This window comes from Pseudomonas sp. FDAARGOS_380 (assembly GCF_002591235.1).
GTDB lineage: Bacteria > Pseudomonadota > Gammaproteobacteria > Pseudomonadales > Pseudomonadaceae > Aquipseudomonas > Aquipseudomonas salmasensis.
In genome coordinates this window covers 4,862,741-4,885,065 of sequence record NZ_CP023969.1, presented here as the reverse complement: position 1 = coordinate 4,885,065, position 22,325 = coordinate 4,862,741, and the positions used below count along the sequence as shown (strand labels likewise).

Genomic DNA, 22,325 nt, shown 5'->3' with positions numbered 1-22,325 from the left:
GGAGTTTGTGATGAGTAAAGAAGACAAACGCATTCGCGAACTGGCGCATCAGATCTGGGAGTCTGAAGGCAAGCCCGATGGCGCCCATGATCGCCACTGGGAGATGGCGCGCAAGCTGGCCGAAGCCGAGGCGCTGACGCCAAGCAAGCCCAAACCGGCCGCCAAGCCAAAAACCGCGCCCAAGGCTGCGGCCAAGCCCAAGCCGGCTGCGCCTGCCGCCGCCAAGCCTGCGGCAAAGAAACCCGCCGCGCCGAAGAAGCCCAAACCGCCCGCCCCATGATTTCTCGGGCCTGCAGCACGCAATGCGCGCTGCAGGCCCTTTTCCGTCCATGCCATGCGCTGAAGCACCGTCAGTACGGCGGCGTTCGGCCCGAAAAAAGACCCCTTGCAGGAGCAACTCGATGAGCAAACCCGACAACACCACAGCGACGCCGGATCATGAGCCGTCGCGGATCCGTGAAGGTTTGCCCTTCCCCCTCGGCGCCACCTGGGATGGCCTGGGTGTGAACTTTGCGCTGTTTTCCGCCAACGCCACCAAAGTGGAGCTGTGCCTGTTTGACGATACCGGCGAGGTTGAGCTGGAACGCATCGAACTGCCCGAATACACCGACGAAATCTTTCATGGCTACCTGCCCGATGCTCACCCTGGGCTGATCTACGGCTACCGCGTATACGGCCCGTATGACCCGGCCAATGGTCACCGTTTCAACCACAACAAGCTGCTGATCGACCCCTACGCCAAGCAACTGGTGGGCGAACTCAAATGGTCCGAAGCGCTGTTTGGCTACACCATCGGCCACCCGGACGACGACCTCAGTTTCGATGAGCGCGACAGTGCGCCCTTCGTGCCCAAGTGCAAGGTCATCGACCCGGCGCACACCTGGGGCAACGACCAACCGGTACGGGTGCCGTGGGACCGCACGATCATCTATGAAACCCACCTGCGCGGCATCAGCATGCGCCATCCTTCGGTTGGCGAATCAGTGCGAGGGACCTGCGCCGGCTTGATGGAAGATGACGTACTCAAGCACATCCGTCAGTTGGGCATTTCCTCGGTCGAGCTGTTGCCCGTGCACGCCTTCGTCAACGACCAGCATCTGCTGGAAAAAGGCATGACCAACTACTGGGGCTACAACAGCATTGCGTTCTTCGCCCCCGACCCGCGCTACCTGGCCAGCGGCAAGATCGCCGAGTTCAAGGAGATGGTCGCGCACCTGCACGAGCAAAAGCTGGAAGTGATTCTGGACGTGGTCTACAACCACACCGCCGAAGGCAACGAGCGCGGCCCGACCCTGTCCATGCGCGGCATCGACAACGCCTCTTACTATCGGCTGATGCCCGACGACAAGCGCTTCTACATCAACGATTCGGGCACCGGCAACACCCTGGATCTGAGCCATCCGTGCGTGCTGCAAATGGTCACCGACTCCCTGCGTTACTGGGCCACCGAGATGCACGTGGACGGCTTCCGCTTCGACCTGGCGACCATCCTCGGGCGCTACCGCGATGGGTTCGATGAGCGCCACAGTTTCCTCGTGGCTTGCCGCCAGGACCCGATCCTGCGCCAGTTGAAACTCATCGCCGAGCCCTGGGACTGCGGCCCCGGCGGCTACCAGGTGGGCAATTTCCCGCCAGGCTGGGTGGAATGGAACGACCGTTTCCGCGACACCGTGCGGGCGTTCTGGAAAGGCGACGACGGCCAACTCGCCGACTTCGCCGGGCGCATGACCGCTTCGGGCGAGATGTTCAACCACCGTGGGCGCAGGCCGTACAGCTCGGTGAACTTCATCACCGCCCACGACGGCTTCACCTTGCACGACCTGGTGTCGTACAACGACAAACACAACGAGGCCAACGACGAAAACAACCAGGACGGCAGCAATAACAACCTGTCCTGGAACCACGGTGTCGAAGGCCCTACCGACGACCCCGAGATCAACGCGCTGCGCCTGCGCCAGATGCGCAACTTCTTCGCCACCCTGCTGCTGGCCCAGGGCACGCCGATGATCGTCGCCGGGGACGAGTTCGCTCGCACTCAGCACGGCAACAACAACGCCTATTGCCAGGACAGCGAAATCGGCTGGGTCAACTGGGACCTGGACGATGACGGCAAGGCCCTGCTCAAGTTCGTCAAGCGCCTGATCAAGTTGCGCCTGGCGTACCCGATCCTGCGGCGTGGGCGCTTCCTGGTGGGCGACTACAACGAAGACATCGGCGTGAAGGACGTCACCTGGCTGGCGCCGGATGGCAACGAGATGACCACCGAGCAATGGGAAGACAGCCAGGGCCGTTGCCTGGGCATGCTGATGGATGGCCGCGCCCAGGAAACCGGGATTCGCCGCGCCGGGGCCGACGCCACCTTGCTGCTGGTGGTCAACGCCCATCACGACCTGGTCAATTTCCGCCTGCCGCCGGTGCCGGAGGGCGAGTTCTGGACCTGCCTGCTCGACACCAACGACCCGGCTGTGCGTGGCCAGGAGCGCTTTGATTTCGAGCACGAGTACGCGGTCACCGGTCGCTCGCTGCTGCTGTTTGAACTGCAGCACGAAGGCGAGGTGTGAAATGGCCTTGCACGGTTTCCTTCGGGGCTACCGGGGCTATGCCGACACGCAAGCCCTGGGCAATGCGCTGAGGGCCCTTCAAGAGGAAGGCCTTGATCAACTGCCGTTGCCGGGCAGCGGCGATACCCTGGCCCGCTTGAGCCAATTGGCTCAGGTGGCCGGGCATGACCTGCGCCTGTGCAAGTTGTTCGAAGGCCATACCGATGCGCTGGCGATCATTGCCGAACTCGACAGCCCCTTGCCGCCGCTGGGCAGCACCTGGGGCATGTGGGCAGCCGAGCCGCCGACCGCCAAGGTGCGCGTGCGCCGCGACGGCCAGCGATTGCTCGTCGAGGGGCGCAAAGCCTGGTGTTCCGGTGCGGCGGTGGTCAGCCACGGCTTGCTGACGGCCTGGGACGAAGAGGACCGCCAGCAACTGGTGGCCGTGGCGATGGATCAGCCCGGCATCACGGTGACGGATGAAGGTTGGAAGGCGGTGGGCATGGCGGCGACCGGTAGCGTCGACATCCTGTTCAGCGCCGCCAGGGGGATTGCCGTGGGTGGCCCGGGCGACTATCTGTCTCGCCCGGGCTTCTGGCACGGCGGCATCGGCATCGCCGCGTGCTGGTACGGCGCGGCGCAACGCCTGGGTGAAGTGCTGCGCGCCCAATGTGCCACGCGTGCGGAGCCCCATGCGCTGGCCCACCTCGGCGCGGTCGACAGCGCCTTGAACAGTGCCGCCTGCGTGTTACGCGCCAGCGCCGCGCAGATCGACCGCCAGCCACGCGCCGATGCGCGGCAACTGGCGCAACAGACGCGCGCGTGTATCGAAGATACGGTGGAGCAAGTGATCCACCATGTGGGCCGTGCGGTCGGCGCCGGGCCGTATTGCAAGGACCCGCACTTTGCCCAGTTGATGGCGGATTTGCCGGTGTATGTGCGGCAAAGCCATGCCGAACGCGACTTGGCCGCTTTGGGCGAACACGTCGCTGGCGCGCCTACAGGGAGATGGGAGCTATGAGGCCCAATCCGATTGTTGGCCAGGGCACACCGTTAAGCCACTGGCAAAACTCTGAACGGTTGGCCGAGTTGCCACACATCAGCGTGGCGCAGTTGGTGCCGCCAGGGCATCGAGCGGTGATCGTCGCCCCGCACCCGGATGATGAAGTGCTGGGAAGCGGCGGCTTGCTGCAAGGGTTGGCTGCATTGGATCGCCCCATCCAGTTGATCTCCGTCACCGACGGCAGCGCCAGCCACCCTGGCTCCCGGCGCTGGCCGGTGGAGCGCTTGAGCGTGGTGCGCCCGCAGGAATCAGCCCAGGCCCTGCACCGCCTTGGCTTGCCGCTGCACAGTTTGAAATGGCTGCGCGGCGGGTTTGCCGACAGCCATGTGGCCGAGCGCGAAACCCAGCTGTGCGAGTTTATCCAGCGCCACCTCAAGCCCAACGACGTGGTGTTCGCCACGTGGTGCGAGGATGGGCATTGCGATCATGAAGCCGTGGGCCGCGCCAGCGCCAAGGCCGCCAAGGCCGTGGGCGCAGTGTTGTGTGAACTGCCGGTATGGACCTGGCACTGGGCCACCGCCGAAGACCACAAAGTGCCCTGGCATCGGGCGCGCAAAATCCCGCTGACCGCCGAGCAAGTGGCGCGCAAACGCCATGCGATCCACGCCTTTGCCAGCCAATTGGAGGGCGACCCGCAAATCGGCCTGCCTCCGGTGCTGGCGCCCTATGTGGTGGAGCGCTTGCTGCAACCTTTTGAAGTGGTGTTCGTATGAGTGTGGCAACCCCCTACTTCGACCAATTGTTTGCTGGCAATGACGACCCCTGGGCTTTTCGCCAACGCTGGTACGAACAACGCAAGCGCGCCCTGACCTTAGCCATGCTGACACGGCCGCGCTATGCGTCGATATTCGAGCCGGGCTGTGCCAATGGCGAACTGAGTGCCGAGCTGGCGCCACGTTGCGACCGCCTGCTGTGTTGCGACACTGCAAGCGCTGCGGTGCGGCTGGCACAGGCGCGGCTGGAGCGTTTTGCTCATGCCCGCGTGGAGCAGCGCCGCCTGCCGGAGCAATGGCCCAGCGGGCAGTTCGAACTGATCGTATTGAGTGAGCTTTGTTACTACCTTGATGCAAATGATTTGAATCGTCTGATCGATTGCGCCCTCGCCTCCTTGACCGCTGACGGTCAACTCCTGGCCTGCCATTGGCGAGCGCCCATTGACGGTTGCCCGCAAACCGCCGAACAGGTGCACACCGTGCTGCAACAGCGTCTGGGTGGAGCACCGTTGGTGCAGTACCAGGACCCGGACTTCCTGCTCGACCTGTGGAGCCTCGACGGCACCTCGGTCGCTCGCCACGAGGGCTTACGATGATCGGTATTCTGATCCCGGCACATAACGAAGAAGCCTGGTTGGATGATTGCCTGAGGGCTGCGCGAATCGCCGCCGACCATCCTGGCTTGCTGGGTGAAGCGGTACAGATTCTGGTAGTACTCGACAGTTGCAGCGATGCCAGCGCGGCGATTGCCCAGGCGCACCAGGTGCATTGCCTGCACGTGCAGGCCCGCAATGTGGGGCATGCCCGCGGCGTGGGTGCACGGTACTTGCTGGAGCAAGGCGCGCGGTGGATTTCCTGTACCGACGCCGACAGCCGCGTCGCCCCTGACTGGCTGGTGGCCCAACTGGCTCAAGGTTGTGACGCGGTGTGCGGCACAGTCACCGTAGACGCCTGGAGCGAAGGCTTCGACCCGGCGGCGCAGATCCGCTATCACCAGGCCTACCAGGCCCGCGACGGGCATCGGCATATCCACGGTGCCAACCTGGGCGTGAGTGCCCGCGCCTATGTAGAGGCCGGAGGGTTTGAACCGCTGGAATGCCACGAGGATGTACAGCTGGTGCGTGATCTGGAGCGTTGCGGCGCCTCCATCGCCTGGAGCCATGCACCACAAGTGGTGACCAGTGCACGCCTGGATTGTCGGGCTGAGGGTGGGTTTGGGGACTATTTGAAGAGCTTGATGCAGGCTGGGTGAAAACGAAAAAGCGTTTAACCGCAGGGGGCTGGGGCGCCGTCATCGCAGGCAAGCCAGCTCCCACAGGGATCTATGCCAGGCGCTGATTTTGTGGGCAACACATGACCTGTGTGGGAGCTGGCTTGCCTGCGAAGACGTCGGCCCAGCAAACATCGCATCCAAAGTTGTGCAGACATCCATGCCTGTCTATGCTCCTAACGCCTCGCACAGCACTCACCCCAGCGGAGCCTGCGGTGAAGACAAGAGCGTCGTCCCGTCAACGGGGTACGACCCGGTATCAACCGACAAGGATGTGACACCCATGAAGCCTGCCTCCTTAAGCGAAGGCCGCCGCGGCCCCGCGCAAATCTGGAACAGTGCGCCGCAGTTGGCGCAAACCCCCATCATCTCCCTGAACACCCTGGTACCGCGCGGCGCTCGCGTGGTGGTGATCGCCCCGCACCCGGGCGATGAAGTGCTGGCGTGCGGCGGTTTGCTGCAACTGCTCAGCACCCAGGAGCATCCACTGCAATTGATCTCCATCACCGATGGCAGCGCCAGCCATCCGGGCTCTCAAGTATGGCCGGCCAGCCGCTTGAGCGTGGTGCGCCCCCAGGAAAGCGCCGAGGCCCTGCGCCGATTGGGCATGCCCTTGCACAGCCTGAAATGGATTCGTGGCGGGTTTTGTGATGACGCCCTGGCCGCCCGTGAACAGCCCATGAGCCAATTCATCGCGCGCTACCTGCAACCCGGCGACGTGGTGTTTACCACCTGGCGCAACGACGGCAATGACGACCACGATGCCGTTGGCCGCGCGAGTGCCAAGGCGTGCAGCCTGGTGGGTGCGCAGTTGTATGAACTGCCGATCTGGGCCTGGCATTGGCCAGCCCGGGAAAGCGCGGTAATACCCTGGCAACGTGCGCGCAAGGTCCGCCTGGACACCTGGGCCGTCGCGCGCAAGCTGCACGCCGCCCATGCCTACGCCAGCCAACTGGTGGGCGACCCGCAGATCGGCTTACCACCGATGCTCGCGCAAATATTGCTGGAACGCATGCGCGAGCCCTACGAAATCCTGTTCACCTGAACACCCCCCTGTAGGAGCGAGCTTGCTCGCGAAAAACCTCAACGATAACGCGGGCTTCCTGAATAAACGCGGCGCCAGTGAGTCTTTCGCGAGCAAGCTCGCTCCTACAGAGTTGGGGCTTTTACCTACAGACTCAATCTGCCAAACTGATGCGAATAATTATCAACAGATTTATTATTCGCCACGGACGGCGCTTGGGGAGCCCTACTTTCATGTCTGTGCAACAATGCGGCGGCAACGTTTTTACACCCAGTCTGATGGCAATCACTATCGCTCTAGCAACCTCCAATGCGGCCATGGCCGCCGACGCCGAAGCCCCGGCCACCATTGAGCTGGGCGCCACCCAGGTCTCCGGCCAACAGCTTGGCGCAACCACCGAAGGCAGCGAGTCGTACACCACCGGCTCGATGAAGACCGCAACCAAACTGCCACTGACCCTGCGCGAAACCCCGCAGGCCGTCACCGTGATCACGCGCCAGCGCATGGATGACCAGGCCATGACCAGCATCAACGACGTGGTCAATGCCACGCCGGGGCTGTTCCTCAATTACTCCAACGGCCCTGGGCGACAAGGCTTTACCGCACGCGGTTTCGACATCGACAACCTCATGTATGACGGTATACCCAGCGGCTACAACGGTGCCTCGGTAGGCGCCCAGCCGAACCTGGCAATGTTCGACCGTGTCGAAGTGGTGCGCGGCGCTACCGGCCTGGTGACCGGCGCGGGCAACCCTTCGGCCGCCATCAATCTGATCCGCAAGCGGCCACTGGACGAGCAGAAAGTCACGCTCACCGGCGCCGTCGGTAGCTGGGACGACTACCGTGGCGAACTCGACGCCTCCAGCCCACTCAATGACAGCGGCACCTGGCGCGGTCGCGTCGTCACCTCTTACCGGGATGCCAACAGCTTCATCGACAAGGCTGAACAGGATCACGGCCTGTTCTATGCCGTCACCGAAGCCGACCTGGGCGAAGACACCACCCTGACCCTCGGTTACTCGAACCAGAAGGACAAGACCAACTACTTCTGGGGCGCTTCGATGGTCGGCCTGGATGGCCGCCACCTGGACCTGTCGCGCTCTTACAACCCAGGCACCGACTGGGAGAACAAGGACCAGGAAATCAACACCGTTTTCGCCGAGCTGCGCCAGCGCCTGGCCAACGACTGGAGCCTGCAGGTCAACGCCAACTACGCCGAACAGAACGCCTTGTTCTCCGGCTCCTACCAATCGCGCTGGACCAACAACACCCTGGCCCGCACCGTGTACCAGGCCAGCTACGATGAAAACCAGGCCGGGCTCGACGCCTTTGCCAGCGGCCCGTTCGATGCGTTCGGCCGTACCCATGAACTGGTGGTGGGCGCCAGCAAGCGCATCTACGACATGACCACCCACAACTACAGCCCGTACGACCTCAACTGGCCGATCAACGCCGGCAAGCCGAACTTCACCCGCACCAACAATGTGCGCGAAGTCACCACCCAAGACGGTTTCTACCTGACCAGCCGCCTGAGCCTGGCTGACCCGCTGAAGCTGATCCTCGGCGCTCGCCTGGACTGGTATGACTACGACAACCGTGATGCCGCCGGCGACTACAAGGTCACCCGCAACCTCACCCGCTACGCCGGCCTGATCTACGACCTGGACGACCAGCATTCGGTCTACGTGAGCTACAGCGACATCTTCACGCCGCAAAAAGAAAAGAGCACAGCCGGCACCCCACTCAAGCCCATCGTCGGTAAAAATTATGAGGTTGGCGTCAAAGGCGAATACTTCGGTGGCACGCTCAATGCCAGCGTGGCGCTGTTCCGCGTCGACCAGGAAAACCGCGCCGTGCCGGTGGTGGTGCCCAATTGCCCGCAGGCGTCCTGTGCCGAAGCCTCGGGCGAAATCCGCAGCCAGGGTATCGACTTCGAACTGCAAGGCGCCTTGACCGAAAACTGGCAGGTCGGCGGCGGCTATACCTATGCGCGCACCCACACCATCAAGGACGACGCCAACCCGCAGAAGGTCAACAAGCAGTTCGATACCGACATCCCGGAACATCTGTTCAAAGTGACCACCCGCTACAACTTCCAGGGCCCGCTGGAAAAACTCCGAGTCGGCGGCAATATCTCCTGGCAGAGCCGCATGTACAACGACATCAAGCTCGCGGACGGCAGCAACTATCGGCTCCAGCAAGGCGGCTACGCCGTCACCGACTTGATGGCGGGCTATCGGGTCAATCAGCACCTGGACCTGCAGCTCAACGCCAACAACATCTTTGATCGCCACTACTACCAGTCCATCTCCAACTCAGTGACTTATGGCGGCGACTCCTATGGCAGCCCCCGCAACATGATGCTGACTGCCAAGTACAGCTTCTGAGCCTCACGGCAACCTCGGCTGCCCGTTCGGGCAGCCGTTCTTAAAGTCGCGCACCCGCATGCCGATAACGCGTGGGTAACCGGCGACAATCCTGAACATCTGCTTGACTCCACAGCGGCGCGCCTGTGTGGCACACCGCGTGCTTGCTTGACCTCGACGCCCCCTCTCATGGAGTAAGAGTGAATGCCCGTCCGTTTTCTAGAGCACTATCGCAAGGCCGACCGCATCATGCTGGCACTGATCTGGCTGATGTTGCTGTTCTCCCTCGGCCTGGCGTTCTGGCACGACACCCTCATGCAGGCCGTGATCGTCGGTGGCGGCACCGGCGTGGTGCTCACAGCGCTGTACCGCGTCATCGGCGGCACCCGCGTGATGCGCTGTGCATTGGGCGCCGGTTTGATGGTGATGGCGGCGTTGCACATCAACCAGGCGCACGGGGTGATCGAATCCCACTTCGGCATTTTCGCGCTGTTGGCAGTGCTGACCTTCTACCGTGACTGGCTGCCCATCCTGGTAGCGGCGCTCACCATCGCGGTGCATCACGTGGTGTTCCATGCCTTGCAGCATCAGGGCTTCCCGGTGTTTGTGATGGAGCATCACGGCGGCTGGACGATGGTTTTCGTCCACGCCTTTTATGTGGTGATGGAGACCGTCGCCCTGCTCTACCTCGCCGTCCATAGCCAGGCCGAAGCGGTAGAGAGCCAGGAAATGCTGGAGAAGATGCTCGCCGTCACCTCGCAGTTCACCGTGGAAACCGCCCAAGGTGAAGGCAAGGCCCACGTGTCCCTCGCCAAGCGGTTCGACCACTTCCTGCAGCAACTCACCCACCTGATCGACGGCGTCGCCCGCGACTCCCATGGCCTGGGCGAACTCGGCCAGGAACTGGCCAGCGCCAGCGGCACCCTGGAAAAAGGCGCACGGCATCAATTGGCACAGATCGGCGAGATGACCGGCTCGATGCAGCGCATGGAACACGCCATGGGCCACATTACGGTGCAAGTCGAACAGGCAGTGGAACACGCGGGCCAGGCCAGCCAGCAGATTGTGCGCGGCCAGGAAAGCGTCGGCCGCGCCCAGCATGAAATCAGCCAACTGGCTTCGCGCATCAACGGCACGGAGTCGACTGTGGAATCCCTGGCGGTGCAGGCCGAACAAATCGGCTCGGTGCTGGAAGTGATCAGCAGCATCGCCAACCAGACCAACCTGCTGGCCCTCAACGCCGCCATCGAAGCCGCCCGCGCCGGCGAGCAAGGCCGTGGCTTTGCCGTGGTGGCCGATGAAGTGCGTAGCCTGGCCCAGCGCACCGCCCTGTCCACCCAGGAAATCAAAAGCATCATCGAGGGCCTGCAACACGGCAGCCGCCAAGCCGTCGAAGCCATGCACGCCAGCCGCGAAGGTGTAGAGCGCTGCGTTGCAGACAGCCAAGAGGCCGTGGACATGCTACGGGCGGTAGGCGAGGACATCGCGCACATCGACCAACTCAACGGCCACATCGTCACCACCACCCGCGAGCAGACCTCGGCCAACCTGGAGATCGTCGAGCGCTTGCAATCGGTGCAAAGCATCGCCCAGAACACCGCCGACGACGTCGAGACACTCGCGCGCAGCAGCGAACGTCTGCCACCGATCGCGGTGCGGCTGGATGCGTTGGGGCGCAGGTTTCATCCTTGAGCGTGTGGGAAATGGGCAGGCACGGATACGCTACACTCGCGGCCTAAGATACGAGCCACGGAGGCCACCATGAGCACTGCCGGTAAAGACAGACAGATCGACAATATCGAATTCAACGTAAGCGACATCGCCCGCAGTAAAGCCTTCTACGGCGCTGCATTCGGCTGGACGTTCGTCGACTACGGCCCCACCTACAGCGAATTCAGCGATGGCCGGCTCACGGGCGGTTTCACCACCGGCGAGCCTGTGCGACCGGGCGGGCCCTTGGTTATCTTGTATGCCGATGACTTGGACAGTGTGCAGCAGCGGCTTCAACAGCTGGGCACGGTGATTACGCGCCAGACGTTTTCGTTTCCAGGAGGCCGCAGGTTCCACTTCACCGATCCAGATGGGTATGAACTGGCGGTGTGGAGCGTTGCGCTGTGATCCAGCGCTTTAGCTGTATCGTTGAAGCGCGACAGCTCCGACGGAGAATAAATTGTGTTGAGGGAGTCTTTTCTAGATTCAAAGCTGTTGCAGCTTGCGCTGCAAGCGGGTCATTAGCCGATTGACGATCAGCTTGTGCGCCGGCCCCACCGGCAGCATGTAGAGGCGCCCAAAGGTGTTGTGGGTGATCACCGATGAAGTGATCGTAAGCACATGATCAGCAAGTGAAAGGCAAATCATCACATCCAGGTGCCGGTCACGCTCGGTCAGCACCAGCCTATCCGGCGCGCAGTCCTCCACCAGGAAAAAATCAAGCCGCTCACCCGCTTGCACCGTCACGCGCCGATTGCCGGAGAACCCGCCGATGCGCTTTACGCCAAACCTTGAAGAAATCCCATCTCTGATCCGAAAGGCCAATTTTAACAGCGGTCCCGTTTCGGCGGTCATGATGTTCCAGGCATCCAGCGCGCTGATCTCAGTCGACAATGGCACCGACCTGCAATCGTAATAATTGAGTTCAGACGGTGCACCCAACGTGTGACTGACAGAGTGAGTCGCCAAGATTTTTTCGTCCATGATCAAAACCGGGATTGGCATCATAACGCTTCAAGCGAAATGCTGCGCTAAGCTAGACAGGGTCTGTGGAACTCAAGCGGAGTACCCATTATGGAATACGACGAAAAACGGATTGAGGAAACCGTACTTGCCCTGCTGACCACCTTCAGTTTTGATAAGGGCAACTCATGGAAAGGTTACGACTTTCAGATAATGAACCGACTCCATGAGCAAGGCTTTATCCGAAATCCGGTAAACAAAAGCAAATCCATTTGGCTGACGCCGGAAGGCTTGGAACGGGGCCGGCACATCGCAGATCAATTGTTTGGTGCAGCACCTGAAGCCGAGCGCTTATCCAACCCGGACACCTGAAGCGCTAGCGGAGCTTAAGCCCAGCCACGAATTGTTAAACCGCGCTTTATGCCGTTATCCTCCAGCCCCCCGACCTGCCAACCCGGAGCCGCCATGGACCTCGCCACCCTCGCCCTCTTCCTCCCCGCCTGCTTCGCCCTGAACATGGCCCCCGGCCCCAATAACCTGCTGTCGGTGAGCAACGCTACCCGCTACGGTTACCGCACTTCCTGCCTCGCCGGTCTCGGTCGCCTGTTGGCCTTCGCTGGCATGATCGCCCTCGCTTCCGCCGGGTTGGCGGTGGTGCTGCAAACCTCAGAGTTGTTGTTCTACGGGATCAAGATTCTCGGCGCTGCGTATCTGTTTTACCTGGCGTATCAGCTATGGCGCGCAGACCCGCAGCAGCAGGTAGAAACCGCGACGAGCAAGGTGGGCCTGTGGGCCTTGGCACGGCAGGAGTTTCTGGTGGCGGCGGGCAACCCCAAAGCCATCCTGATCTTCACCGCCTTCCTCCCGCAATTCGTGGTGCCCGGCCAACCCGTCACTGCGCAATTTGCCCTGCTGGGTGTGATGTTCCTGGCTTTGGAATGGGTCGCCATCAGCGCCTATGCCTATATGGGCCTGCATATGCGCCGCTGGTTTGCCGAGCCCAAGGGCACGCGTCTGTTCAATCGCTGCTGCGCGGGTTTGTTATCAGCGGCGGCGGCGGTGTTGTTGACTGCGCGCAGGGCATGAGTGAGGTGGGAGTGCCCCTGGCAGCCGACGCCGATCTAACTGACGCGGCGCGATCTAAATGTGGGAGCTGGCTTGCCTGCGATGGCGGTGGTTCAGTTGAAAATTCAGTGACTGACACACCGCCTTCGCGGGCAAGCCAGCTCCCACAGGGGATCTGTGCCAGGCACTGATTTTGACGGCAATGCATGACCAATGTGGGAGCGGGCTTGCTCGCGAAGGCGGCCTGGCAGCCGACGACGATTCAACTGATGCCCAAGTTGCGTAGATACCTGTGCTATCTCAACGGCAAACCATACCTCACCTCCACCAGCGCAACACCGCCCCTTTCAAGATCGCGCTCAGTCCCGGCCTCCTCCACACACCCGCCCGGCGATAAAATCGAATAGCCCGTTCATTACCGGCCAAGACCCACAGCGTTAAACGCTCATAGCCTTGCGCCAATAGATCCTGCAAGCCGGCTTTCCACAAGGCCAGCCCGACGCCGGTGTACCAATGCTCGGCGAGCACGTAGACAGCCATGACCTCACCTACATTTGCCTGCACAGCGTCTTCATCACGGCTGGCGCCCACAGCTATCCAGCCAACCACTTGCTGGCCCACCTCGGCAACCCATACCGTCGACGCGCCCAAGGCAAGCGAGCGAACCCAATGGGCTTCGCGCCTAGTCAGGGTTGCTTGCAACCCGCTCAAGAACTGGGAGGGCATCAAGTCACGATAGGCGTCTTGCCAACTGCTGATATGCACTTGGGCAATGGCTTTTGCGTCGGCGGGTAAGGCCCTGCGAATCATGGAAGTGCTCCTGAAATACGGTTATTTCAGTATGCATGCCCGTCGATGACAGAAAGCCCTGCGCTGAACACCGCCCAATATCAATACCAACCCCAATGTAGGAGCGAGCTTGCTCGCGAAAAACTTCAACGATAACGCGGGCTTCCTGAGTGAACGCGGCGCCTGTGGGTTTTTCGCGAGCAAGCTCGCTCCTACAGTTGCAGGGCGATTCCGGCGTCGATGAAGCACGCCGAGCCCCACGTGAAAGCTCCAGCCAACATCAGCCCTTGGTCAAATCCACCAAAGGCGTCTGCCGCACCTCAGTCTCCCGCCCACCCTGAATCTCGCTGACCTGCTTCAAAGCCTTATCAACAGCCGCCTTATCCGCCAACAAGCTGTAGCTGATACGGAACTGCTTATGTTCCTTCGCCCCGATCGTAGGCACCAGGTTCAATGGCCGCTGATAACGACGGTTGTACGAAAAACTCGTCCCCGGCTCCAACCCCGTCACATAACCCTGCCCTTGGGTATCAGTGTTCTTCCACAGCGAAAACACCGGCAGTGTCTGCGTATTGAAACCCACCGAAACCCCCAGGCTGCCGGCCTTGTTATGCAACACCGTCAAGGTATCGCCCTTGGCATCGGCATACGGCACCACGTTGTAGACCGTTTCGTCATAGTCCTTGGTCGGCGCACGGTAGGTTTGCCAGTCGGCCAGTTCGCCCTTGGCCTTGTCGTTAAACGGCGACACCTGCTTCACTGGCGCAACGAAACGCGCGCCCTGCTCCAGGAATGGGGTGCTGAAGTTACTGTGATACAGCGCCTGATATTCCTTCGGATAATCGCCATTGTTGGTCAGCGTGTCGTTGAGGGCGAACACCACACTGCCGGGCTCGGTGACCAGTTCGGTCGCAACAGAAAAATCGACCTTCTTGAACGCCTGCTCTTTCAACTCGCCGCGCAGGGTGATGGCGTACGGCGGTTTTTCATCGATATGCAGGGTGACTTTATTCGCAGGAATATTGGCCGCCCGCCCGTGCAGGGTCAGCAACTCGCCGTTGTCGATGCCAGGGTGCCCGACCCATTCGTAGCCGCAGCGGGTGACCAGCTCATTGAAACCCTCCAGCCAACCCAAACCACCACGGCCATTGAGTTCGATAAAGGACGGATTCACCACTTCCTTGACCGGCGAATCCCAACCCATACGCACATCGCCAACCGACGCCTGCAACACGTTCATGCCACGCGTCGGCACTACCGAGAGCTTCATCGTGCCGTTATCGATATCCACGATGCTCACGCCCTCCTGTCGGCCACCGTGCAAAGTGCGCAGGGTAACGCTGAAGGGTTTGTCGGTTTGGATGCCGAGCTGCTGGCTGGTGACCTGCCAGTTCTGGGCGGCTTTGTCGGTATCGAGCAGCACGTAATCCCAGGCCATGGCGTGGGAGGCGGCAGAGAATGCGCTGAGGGCAACGATGAGTTTTAGCGGGGTCATGGCGGTGGCCTTTATTGGAGTTGTTTGCGTTTTATAAACTCGATGAAACGTTTCAGCAAGCTTAAAAGACGAGACCGTGTGTGGAAAGGCCATGAAGCAGGTGGAACAGATCAGGAGGTCAAGGCGATGCGCTTGCGGGCAGGCTGGAACGAAAACGCGAGTGGGCGGTGTATGAGCTTTGGTCCATCCGTGCCGGATACAACCTTGCGTTGACTCATTGGCTGCAATCGGCCAGAAGCGGACGCTCTCCAGAGTCCCTATACATAGTTGATTGCCAAGCTAATCCCTAAGCTCGAATTGCTGAAACCCCACGCGCCTGACGTAAACCCAAAAGTCATCCTTTGGCTCATATTGCTCCATGCAAACACTTTGATCCTGGCACAGTTCATCTTCGTCGATCAGGATGCGATCCCAATCGAAGTCAGGGTTCTTGGAAATGGTATAGCTAGGGTAAGGTTTGTCGAGATCGAAGTGGATCGAGTACACGAACAACGGAGATTCCCACGGCATGTGGGTTTCGTACAACCGCATCAGTTCGGGCATCTGTGCTTTACAGTGCTGTTCGGCAAACCTCAATGCCTGGGGCAAATCATCCCACGTAGCCTTGACCGCGCGTTGCGCAGCGGCGAGCCTGGCGTAAGGTGGCTCGTCATTGTGGTGCTGGACGTAAATCAATCGGCTGCCGAACTGGAATTCGCATTGCCAGACACCCGAGGGAGCACGCCAGTGACCAAGCATGGATTCGGTCAGTAGATTGATGTCCATATCGGTACCACAGATGGAAAGGTGCTCAGTTTACCCTCTCAAATATCAGCCTGGGAATGCGCAGGCGTTTGGGCTATTTGTCCGACATCCATGGGGTGTGACCGGCAGCAATGGGTCGAAAACTGCCGATCGTGAACGGCGGAAATCGACCCGAAGCGTGGTAATCCACAATTTCTGGCTCTAGGCAGTGCCAGCAAACGTCTCGGTTAGGCGTTTGATTGTTCCAGGCAGCTTGCATAGTGCTGTATCGCCATTCGATACCCATCAGTGCCGAACCCTGCGAGCACGCCTTTGGCAACGCGTGACACGTAGGAAAAGTGCCTGAAATCTTCACGCCTGTGGACATTTGAGATATGAACCTCAATCACCGGTACCTCGGCTGCAATCAATGCATCGTGGATGGCTGCCGATGTATGGGTCCATGCTCCTGGATTGATCACAATCCCCGCTATCCTTCTACGTGCGTGGTGAATCCATTCAATCATTTGCCCTTCGTGATTGGTTTGCTGAAACTCAATTACAAGCCCAAGTCCTTCGCCGTACTGACGACACGTCTGCTCAACGTCGGCCAATGTTTCCGACCCATACACCTCGGGCTCTCTCAATCCCAACATGTTCAGGTTAGGGCCGTTCAAAACCAGGATGGTTTTCATCATTTAATCCTCGCGAGTCGCTTCAATTCTTTACGGTACCCATGGCTGCCAGACGTGCCTTATGATATTCGCCGGCTTCTGTGGATTGGGCATCGCGGTTACCGAGGTCGGCTGTAGGAATTCGAGAGGTCTCGGGCGCGCACCAGGCCGCGATACCAGCTAGCAACGTGCACACACAGGCGATCCCACCGACAATCAAGGGTATGTTTTCAGTCCCTGGGCCTGCGATCAGGGCAAACAGAGCAGGTAACATTGCGGTGATGAACAGTCCGCTGTTTTGCGAAATTGCCATTCCCGACACGCGGTAACGTGTTTCAAATTGCTCTGGGAAGAAGGATGGGAACACCGCGTTGTAGCCCTGGTAGATCATTCCCCACATCAGCAGTGAGGCGCCGAAAGCGAGCGGGAGGCTGTGAATGCTGATTGCGTATAAATAAGCAAAGGACATCAGCCCGCAACCAAAGGCGCTTGCGATGATCAGAGGCCGGCGCCCAACCTTGTCAGAAAGATTGCCCACGAAAGGGATGCACAGCACCGCCACGATATTGCCAACGACCGGGATCCACAGGTACACGCTTTTATCGAAACCGATGCCATAGGCAGGTTGCACCGCATAGGCCGCTCCAAACACGGTCGTAATGACTGGAATAACATTCATCAACGAAACCCCAACGACCACCAGCATGCCTCTCCAGCTGTGTTTGAAAGCTCCGATAATCGGCGATTCAGACTTCTCATCTTTCTTTGTCTGATCTACGAATACTGGCGGTTCCTCAACTTCCCGGCGAATGATAAAGCCAGCGATCAGCACCACAGCGCTCAAAAGAAAGGGAATACGCCAGCCCCAGCTATTGAAGGCTTCATCGGACATGAAATAGGCCAGAGGCAGGAAAATGGCTGCTGCGAGAACCTGACCTGCCTGTACCCCTTGAAGTGTGTAGCTGCCGAAGTATCCTCTTCGCCCTTGGGGTGCATGCTCCAGAATCATTGAGCTGGCTCCCGAGATCTCTCCCGCTACAGCAAACCCCTGCACCAGTCGCAGTACTACAAGCATGATAGGCGCCCATATACCAATCTGGTGGTAGGTCGGCAGCAGGCCTACCGCCATGGTGGCGAATCCCATCAGGAACATGCATAGCAGCAGTACGTTCTTGCGCCCTCGAGTATCACCCCAGTGCCCCAAGAAGAACGCGCCGATAGGGCGAGCAATGTACCCAACCCCGTAAGTCGCCATAGCCGCCACGATGGCAATCTTTGGATCGGTTGAGGGGAAGAAGAGTTGTGGAAATATCAGTGCTGCCGCTTGGGCATAGATGAAAAAGTCGTAATACTCCAACGCGGAGCCGATCCAACCACTCGCGGTGGCTTTCTTGGCTTGCTTGGAACGGTGCTGCTCTGTCGCTGTTGCTGTGTTCATCTGACTACTCCAGATATTGTTTTTATAGGCCTGGCCGGGCAGCAAAAACCGCCCCTGGTACACGCAAAACAGGGCATGACTGGAAGCCATGCCGGGCTCAAATACGGTCGATTTCTATGATCGAGCCGCTTTTTGCGGCCTGTGAAATAGCCTCAGTGATGATCAGATTCCGCAGTCCGTCGCGCACGGAGACCAAAGGCGTTTCCGTGCCTCGTATGACGTTGCAAAAGTGCTCAAGCTGGATCTCAAGGGGGTCTGTGCGGTCGACAGCGCAGTGGCCCGTTTGGAAGGGCTTCCACCATGATCTGTCTTCGGCCTTCACGTAGTATTTGAGACGCATTGTGGGCACTGACAGTGAGCCGTTCTTCCCACTGATGATGTAGCAATCCTCATCCTCGTAGGACGGATAGCTAGCGTTTTCTTGCGATGTTTGTTCCCAACTGCGGGCACATCCGGTGCTATCGGAAAGCAAGAAGGAACCGAGAGCTCCATTCTCAAAGCGCAGGCCGATACACACGGTATCTTCAACAGGAAATCCACGTGCGACACTCGACTGCATTGCTTGAACAGCAACAATTTCGCCGCACAGCGAACGCAGGTTGCCGATCTCATGGATCATATTGATCAAGATAGGGCCACCGCCTTCCTGGCGTCGCCAAATGGCAGCGTCGAAATAGTCATCTGGTTTGTAAAACAGAGCGCTGCCTTGCACGGCAACGATGTCTCCAAGAATGTCGTCACGGATGATCTCTCGCGCCTTGGCAAGAATTGGGCTATGCGCTCGATGATGTCCTACGAGCAGCTTGGCGTCAGTTGCATCGGCAACAGCGAGTAACCGCCTGCCCTCCTCAACGCTGTGCGCCACCGGCTTCTCTATCAGCGCGGCAACACCAGCCTCAATGCATTGCAAAGTCTGTTCGACATGTAGGGCGTTTGGAGTGGCGAGAATTACGCCATCAGGCTTGTCCTCGGCGAAACAATCCAGAAGATTTTCATACTGCGAGGCGCCCAGTGAGTCTCGGTAGGAGCCATCAAGTTCGAACGGATCGATAACGGCTGCCAGTTCGCAAGAAGAACTCGCTTGGATGAGTTCGATATGGCGTCGACCGATGAGGCCGGCACCCGCTACCGCAATTCTGATTTTGGACATGCTTTGATCTTCGCGAGCGTTATTGTTTTAAATCTCGACGTACTGAAGTCGTGATTCGATCTGCTAGGATCAAGGCTACTATCAACGCGCAAAGCTATAATTGAGCCATATGGAAAATCAGAATTCTCCATTAGTAAATAATGATCCCTTCCTGAGGGATCTGCTTCTGTTCTCAGTCATCGCGAAACGTGGAAGTTTTAGCGCGGCCGGGACAGAGCTTGGAATTTCTCCCGCCCATGTCAGCAAGCGTGTTTTGGCGTTGGAAGAAACGCTGAGCTGCAAGCTCTTTAACCGGACAACCAGACGGGTTTCGATCACCAAAGATGGCGAAACGATGCTCGTTTGGGCCCAGACAATCATGGACAACGTCAATGGGATGCTGGAGACATCACTGGGTGACCGGGTCGAGCCCAGAGGCACTCTGCGTATCAGCACAAGCCAGCGAATGGGACGATTTCACATCGCTCCAGTTCTGGCCTTGCTTCGTAAACGCTACCCAAAATTAGAGGTGTGGCTTGAGCTGGTTGACCGTCGAACTGACCTCATTGGGGAGCAGTTCGACATCGATATCCGAGTTGGAGAAGTTAACGAGCAAAATCTGATTATTCACAAAATCGCAGATAGCCAGAGGATTCTCTGTGCTGCTCCGAGTTACCTGGAAGAGCGCGGTAATCCAAACTCTGTGAGCGAGCTTCAACGCCACGATTGCCTGTTGTTTCGTGGGAGGGATCAAAGCTTTGGTGTATGGCGGCTCGAGGGGCCAAACGGTCTTGAGTCGGTGAAAGTCACAGGGCCGATGGCGTCCAATCACAGTGATGTCGTTCGAGAGTGGGCGCATGATGGTTTCGGCATCATCATGGCATCAACCTGGGATGTGGCCCCGAGCATCAGGAATGGGACACTCATTCGCATTCTGCCTGAACATTTCCAGCCGGCGAATGTGTCCGCAGTCACTACGATTCGGGCTTCTGGCTCGATGAAGATCAGGGTATGCCTGGAGTTTCTGAGTGCACACCTGAGTTCTGGCCCTTACGCGCTACGAAATGGCTAAGTCCCAGAGGGTGTCGCTACGACCGGCAGTTATTGGCCGAAATCCGCCGTTCAGCCCCCTCCTCCCCAAAAATCCCGCCCCTCAACCCCCACACTTCTCCACCAAAAAATCCACAAACGCCCTAACCCGCGCCGGCATCGCCCCTCCCCCGACAAACACCGCATGAATCGGCTCCACATCCCCAGGATTAAACTCCTCCAGCAACGCCACCAACTCCCCCCGCCTCACCTCCTCCACCACACTAAACGCGCCAATCCTCGCCACCCCCGCCCCCAGCTTCGCCAACTGCGCCAATGCCTCACCACTATTGCCCTCAATCGTCCCCGCCACTTTCAACGAAAACTCCCGTCCCTCCACCCGAAACGGCCAATCCGGGGCCGCTCTGCGGAAGTTAAAGCGCAGGCAGTTGTGCTGCAGTAAATCCTGCGGCGTCACGGGGGTGCCATGCCGTGCCAGGTACTCCGGTGAAGCAACGATAACCTGCCCAGTAGAGCCGATAAGGCGAGCAGTCAGTGGGCTGTCGGCGAGGGTGCCGAAGCGGATGGCGACGTCGGCCTGGCCGCCGAGGATGTCTACGACTTCGTCGCCGAGCATCAGGTCGACGACGATGGCGGGATAGCGGGCGCTGAAGGCGGCGACCAGGGGGACGATGGTCATGCGACCGTGTGCCAGTGCGGCGCTGACGCGCAGGCGGCCGCGGGGCGCGCCCTGGTCGGTGATGGCGTCTTCGACTTCGGCCATGTCGGCGAGGATGCGCCGGGCGCCGCGCAGGTAGGCTTCGCCTTCGGCGGTGAAGGTGATGGCGCGGGTGGTGCGCAGCAGTAAGCGGGTGCCGATGCGCTGTTCAGTGCGGGTGATGATGCGGCTGATGGCCGATGGCGTCAGCCCCAAGGCCCTTGCCGCACCCGACAGGCTGCCGTGCTCGGCGACCATGGTGAACACCTCCATCTCTCCCGACCGCCCGCCGATGTCCATTTGTGCCTCCTGCGCAAAGCTGTAGTTCCCAACCAAGGGCTACTGCTGCAAAAGGCAGGATTGTAGCATTTGGCTCACAGATGAGGAGTCACCCATGCGTATCAATCCACCCCTTGTAGCATTGTCCGTCGGTGCCTTTGGCATCGGGGTCACAGAGTTTGCCCCTATGGGCATGTTGCCCGGTATCGCCGCTGATCTTGATGTCTCCATTCCCGCTGCGGGGCTGTTGGTGAGCGCCTACGCCATGGGCGTGTTGATTGGCGCGCCGATCATGACCCTGGCGACGGCCAGGGTACCCCGCCGCTATTTGCTGATCGGGCTGATGGCGATTTTTACCCTGGGTAATTTGCTGTCGGCGTTGGCCAGCAACTACCAGACGCTGATGATCGCCAGGCTGGTGACGTCGCTCAATCATGGGGCGTTCTTTGGGATTGGCTCGATCGTGGCCGCAAGCCTGGTGGCGCCCGAGAAGCGCGCGGGGGCTGTGGCGGCGATGTTCATGGGGCTGACCCTGGCAACCATTGGCGGCGTGCCCCTGGCGACCTGGTTTGGCGAGAACTTTGGTTGGCGCACAGCGTTCTGGGGCATCAGTGGGCTTGGCGCAGTGGTGATGGCGGCGCTGTGGTGGGCCTTGCCCAATGCGCCGGCCCCTAAAGGTGGCGGGCTGATGGCGGAAATTCGTGTGCTGGGTCGCGGGCCTGTGCTGGCGGCGTTGGCGCTGACCGTGGTGGGCTCGAGTGCGATGTTCACGGTATTCACCTACATCGCGCCGATTCTGCGAGACGTCACCCACGCTTCGACCAACTTCGTCACCGGGATGCTGGTGCTGTTCGGCATCGGGCTCACCCTGGGCAATGTGTGGGGTGGCAAGTCTGCGGACCGCTCGGTAGACCGCACCTTGATCATCTCGCTGGTGGTGTTGATTGCCGTGCTGTTGGCCTTCTCGGTGCTCATGCAATGGCCGCTGCCTGCGGCGTTGTCGATCCTGCTGTGGGGCGCTGCCAGCTTTGCCCTGGTGCCGCCGTTGCAGATGCGGGTGATGGAGGCAGCAAAGGATGCGCCTAACCTGGCTTCGGCGATGAACATCGGTGCGTTCAATTTTGGGAATGCGATTGGTGCGGCGTTGGGGGGTGCGGTGATCAATGCTGGGCTGGGCTACCCGGCGATTTCACTGGCAGGCGCGATCATGGCTGGGCTGGGTTTGCTGATGGTATTGGGGTTGAGCTGGCGTGCGCGGCGGGCCGATTCACGCTCTGGCAGAGAGGCGGTGCAAGCCTGAGCAGCATCGCAGGTTGTTAGTCTAGACTTCATGCACC

At 59.9% G+C, this 22,325-nt stretch carries 21 protein-coding genes and 1 pseudogene; 14 read left to right on the top strand and 8 right to left on the bottom strand.

All coding sequences use genetic code 11. The features are described 5' to 3' along the window. Positions 1 to 10 precede the first annotated feature (10 nt). The 10 genes from CRN80_RS23005 (at position 11) to CRN80_RS22960 (ending at position 11,094) form a co-directional block, all read left to right on the top strand. Entirely contained in the window at positions 11 to 280 is a 270-nt protein-coding gene (locus CRN80_RS23005; protein ID WP_003191595.1) for a DUF2934 domain-containing protein, read from the top strand. A gap of 121 nt (positions 281 to 401) precedes the next feature. Further along, complete coding sequence (gene glgX, locus CRN80_RS23000) at positions 402 to 2,561, top strand: glycogen debranching protein GlgX (RefSeq protein WP_032897080.1); 2,160 nt, start codon at positions 402 to 404, stop codon at positions 2,559 to 2,561. Between the two features lies 1 nt (position 2,562). Continuing rightward, positions 2,563 to 3,561 carry an acyl-CoA dehydrogenase family protein gene (locus tag CRN80_RS22995; RefSeq protein ID WP_098951334.1) on the top strand — a complete coding sequence of 333 codons (999 nt, stop codon included), beginning with the start codon at positions 2,563 to 2,565 and terminating at the stop codon, positions 3,559 to 3,561. After that, on the top strand, positions 3,558 to 4,316 hold the full coding sequence (locus CRN80_RS22990) for a PIG-L deacetylase family protein (RefSeq protein ID WP_098951333.1): 759 nt from the start codon (positions 3,558 to 3,560) through the stop codon (positions 4,314 to 4,316). Before CRN80_RS22995 ends, CRN80_RS22990 begins: the two co-directional genes overlap by 4 nt. Next, positions 4,313 to 4,912: an SAM-dependent methyltransferase gene (locus tag CRN80_RS22985; protein ID WP_098951331.1), complete on the top strand. Its 600-nt coding sequence runs from the start codon at positions 4,313 to 4,315 to the stop codon at positions 4,910 to 4,912. The genes CRN80_RS22990 and CRN80_RS22985 overlap by 4 nt, the downstream gene beginning before the upstream one ends. Then, on the top strand, positions 4,909 to 5,568 hold the full coding sequence (locus tag CRN80_RS22980; protein ID WP_056783580.1) for a glycosyltransferase family 2 protein: 660 nt from the start codon (positions 4,909 to 4,911) through the stop codon (positions 5,566 to 5,568). The genes CRN80_RS22985 and CRN80_RS22980 overlap by 4 nt, the downstream gene beginning before the upstream one ends. Before the next feature lie 301 nt (positions 5,569 to 5,869). Continuing rightward, positions 5,870 to 6,631, top strand: a complete 762-nt coding sequence (locus CRN80_RS22975) for a PIG-L deacetylase family protein (protein WP_098951329.1) — start codon at positions 5,870 to 5,872, stop codon at positions 6,629 to 6,631. Between the two features lie 212 nt (positions 6,632 to 6,843). Further along, positions 6,844 to 8,997 carry a TonB-dependent siderophore receptor gene (locus CRN80_RS22970; RefSeq protein ID WP_098951327.1) on the top strand — a complete coding sequence of 718 codons (2,154 nt, stop codon included), beginning with the start codon at positions 6,844 to 6,846 and terminating at the stop codon, positions 8,995 to 8,997. A gap of 183 nt (positions 8,998 to 9,180) precedes the next feature. After that, positions 9,181 to 10,668 (top strand): methyl-accepting chemotaxis protein, encoded by a 1,488-nt coding sequence (locus CRN80_RS22965; RefSeq protein ID WP_098951325.1) that lies wholly within the window; start codon positions 9,181 to 9,183, stop codon positions 10,666 to 10,668. Positions 10,669 to 10,737: 69 nt separating this feature from the next. Then, positions 10,738 to 11,094 (top strand): VOC family protein, encoded by a 357-nt coding sequence (locus CRN80_RS22960; protein WP_032897068.1) that lies wholly within the window; start codon positions 10,738 to 10,740, stop codon positions 11,092 to 11,094. Positions 11,095 to 11,172: 78 nt separating this feature from the next. Here the strand turns inward: CRN80_RS22960 and CRN80_RS22955 are convergent, their stop codons facing one another. Then, positions 11,173 to 11,694 carry a DUF2867 domain-containing protein gene (locus CRN80_RS22955; protein ID WP_098951323.1) on the bottom strand — a complete coding sequence of 174 codons (522 nt, stop codon included), beginning with the start codon at positions 11,692 to 11,694 and terminating at the stop codon, positions 11,173 to 11,175. Between the two features lie 66 nt (positions 11,695 to 11,760). On the opposite strand from CRN80_RS22955, the gene CRN80_RS22950 reads away from it, so the two are divergent. After that, complete coding sequence (locus CRN80_RS22950; protein ID WP_032897066.1) at positions 11,761 to 12,021, top strand: DUF6429 family protein; 261 nt, start codon at positions 11,761 to 11,763, stop codon at positions 12,019 to 12,021. Between the two features lie 93 nt (positions 12,022 to 12,114). Beyond that, positions 12,115 to 12,735: a LysE family translocator gene (locus CRN80_RS22945; protein ID WP_098951321.1), complete on the top strand. Its 621-nt coding sequence runs from the start codon at positions 12,115 to 12,117 to the stop codon at positions 12,733 to 12,735. A 274-nt stretch (positions 12,736 to 13,009) separates the two neighbouring features. On the opposite strand, the pseudogene CRN80_RS22940 reads toward CRN80_RS22945, so the two are convergent. The 6 genes and pseudogenes from CRN80_RS22940 to CRN80_RS22915 all read right to left on the bottom strand — a co-directional run bounded on the left by CRN80_RS22940 (position 13,010) and on the right by CRN80_RS22915 (position 18,983). Beyond that, positions 13,010 to 13,524, bottom strand: a pseudogene (locus CRN80_RS22940) (N-acetyltransferase family protein). 259 nt (positions 13,525 to 13,783) lie between these two features. Then, the gene (locus tag CRN80_RS22935) at positions 13,784 to 14,998 is read right to left on the bottom strand and encodes an aldose 1-epimerase family protein (RefSeq protein ID WP_098951319.1); all 1,215 of its coding nucleotides are present in this window, start codon (positions 14,996 to 14,998) and stop codon (positions 13,784 to 13,786) included. 279 nt (positions 14,999 to 15,277) lie between these two features. Then, positions 15,278 to 15,763 (bottom strand): hypothetical protein, encoded by a 486-nt coding sequence (locus tag CRN80_RS22930; RefSeq protein ID WP_098951317.1) that lies wholly within the window; start codon positions 15,761 to 15,763, stop codon positions 15,278 to 15,280. Between the two features lie 206 nt (positions 15,764 to 15,969). Further along, complete coding sequence (gene aroQ, locus CRN80_RS22925) at positions 15,970 to 16,419, bottom strand: type II 3-dehydroquinate dehydratase (RefSeq protein WP_032897054.1); 450 nt, start codon at positions 16,417 to 16,419, stop codon at positions 15,970 to 15,972. A 19-nt stretch (positions 16,420 to 16,438) separates the two neighbouring features. Beyond that, positions 16,439 to 17,833, bottom strand: coding sequence for an MFS transporter (locus CRN80_RS22920; protein ID WP_098952674.1), 1,395 nt, complete (start codon positions 17,831 to 17,833; stop codon positions 16,439 to 16,441). A 97-nt stretch (positions 17,834 to 17,930) separates the two neighbouring features. Further along, a complete protein-coding gene (locus CRN80_RS22915; protein WP_098951315.1) occupies positions 17,931 to 18,983 on the bottom strand; it encodes a Gfo/Idh/MocA family protein in 1,053 nt (350 codons plus the stop codon). A 109-nt stretch (positions 18,984 to 19,092) separates the two neighbouring features. On the opposite strand from CRN80_RS22915, the gene CRN80_RS22910 reads away from it, so the two are divergent. Then, complete coding sequence (locus CRN80_RS22910; RefSeq protein ID WP_069558916.1) at positions 19,093 to 20,034, top strand: LysR family transcriptional regulator; 942 nt, start codon at positions 19,093 to 19,095, stop codon at positions 20,032 to 20,034. 81 nt (positions 20,035 to 20,115) lie between these two features. Here the strand turns inward: CRN80_RS22910 and CRN80_RS22905 are convergent, their stop codons facing one another. Next, complete coding sequence (locus CRN80_RS22905) at positions 20,116 to 21,009, bottom strand: LysR family transcriptional regulator (protein ID WP_098951314.1); 894 nt, start codon at positions 21,007 to 21,009, stop codon at positions 20,116 to 20,118. 94 nt (positions 21,010 to 21,103) lie between these two features. Here CRN80_RS22905 and CRN80_RS22900 point away from each other — a divergent pair, with 94 nt between their 5' ends. Next, entirely contained in the window at positions 21,104 to 22,288 is a 1,185-nt protein-coding gene (locus tag CRN80_RS22900; protein WP_032897045.1) for an MFS transporter, read from the top strand. Positions 22,289 to 22,325 lie beyond the last annotated feature (37 nt).

Coding starts and splice junctions, on each gene's coding strand:
- CRN80_RS22935 (WP_098951319.1), bottom strand. CDS start 14,998: ATGACCCCGCTAAAACTCATCGTTGCCCTCAGCGCATTCTCTGCCGCC.
- CRN80_RS22915 (WP_098951315.1), bottom strand. CDS start 18,983: ATGTCCAAAATCAGAATTGCGGTAGCGGGTGCCGGCCTCATCGGTCGA.
- CRN80_RS22900 (WP_032897045.1), top strand. CDS start 21,104: ATGCGTATCAATCCACCCCTTGTAGCATTGTCCGTCGGTGCCTTTGGC.
- CRN80_RS22930 (WP_098951317.1), bottom strand. CDS start 15,763: ATGGACATCAATCTACTGACCGAATCCATGCTTGGTCACTGGCGTGCT.
- CRN80_RS23005 (WP_003191595.1), top strand. CDS start 11: ATGAGTAAAGAAGACAAACGCATTCGCGAACTGGCGCATCAGATCTGG.
- CRN80_RS22995 (WP_098951334.1), top strand. CDS start 2,563: ATGGCCTTGCACGGTTTCCTTCGGGGCTACCGGGGCTATGCCGACACG.
- glgX (WP_032897080.1), top strand. CDS start 402: ATGAGCAAACCCGACAACACCACAGCGACGCCGGATCATGAGCCGTCG.
- CRN80_RS22980 (WP_056783580.1), top strand. CDS start 4,909: ATGATCGGTATTCTGATCCCGGCACATAACGAAGAAGCCTGGTTGGAT.
- CRN80_RS22905 (WP_098951314.1), bottom strand. CDS start 21,009: ATGGACATCGGCGGGCGGTCGGGAGAGATGGAGGTGTTCACCATGGTC.
- aroQ (WP_032897054.1), bottom strand. CDS start 16,419: ATGATGAAAACCATCCTGGTTTTGAACGGCCCTAACCTGAACATGTTG.
- CRN80_RS22985 (WP_098951331.1), top strand. CDS start 4,313: ATGAGTGTGGCAACCCCCTACTTCGACCAATTGTTTGCTGGCAATGAC.
- CRN80_RS22970 (WP_098951327.1), top strand. CDS start 6,844: ATGTCTGTGCAACAATGCGGCGGCAACGTTTTTACACCCAGTCTGATG.
- CRN80_RS22965 (WP_098951325.1), top strand. CDS start 9,181: ATGCCCGTCCGTTTTCTAGAGCACTATCGCAAGGCCGACCGCATCATG.
- CRN80_RS22955 (WP_098951323.1), bottom strand. CDS start 11,694: ATGATGCCAATCCCGGTTTTGATCATGGACGAAAAAATCTTGGCGACT.
- CRN80_RS22990 (WP_098951333.1), top strand. CDS start 3,558: ATGAGGCCCAATCCGATTGTTGGCCAGGGCACACCGTTAAGCCACTGG.
- CRN80_RS22945 (WP_098951321.1), top strand. CDS start 12,115: ATGGACCTCGCCACCCTCGCCCTCTTCCTCCCCGCCTGCTTCGCCCTG.
- CRN80_RS22920 (WP_098952674.1), bottom strand. CDS start 17,833: ATGAACACAGCAACAGCGACAGAGCAGCACCGTTCCAAGCAAGCCAAG.
- CRN80_RS22975 (WP_098951329.1), top strand. CDS start 5,870: ATGAAGCCTGCCTCCTTAAGCGAAGGCCGCCGCGGCCCCGCGCAAATC.
- CRN80_RS22960 (WP_032897068.1), top strand. CDS start 10,738: ATGAGCACTGCCGGTAAAGACAGACAGATCGACAATATCGAATTCAAC.
- CRN80_RS22950 (WP_032897066.1), top strand. CDS start 11,761: ATGGAATACGACGAAAAACGGATTGAGGAAACCGTACTTGCCCTGCTG.
- CRN80_RS22910 (WP_069558916.1), top strand. CDS start 19,093: ATGGAAAATCAGAATTCTCCATTAGTAAATAATGATCCCTTCCTGAGG.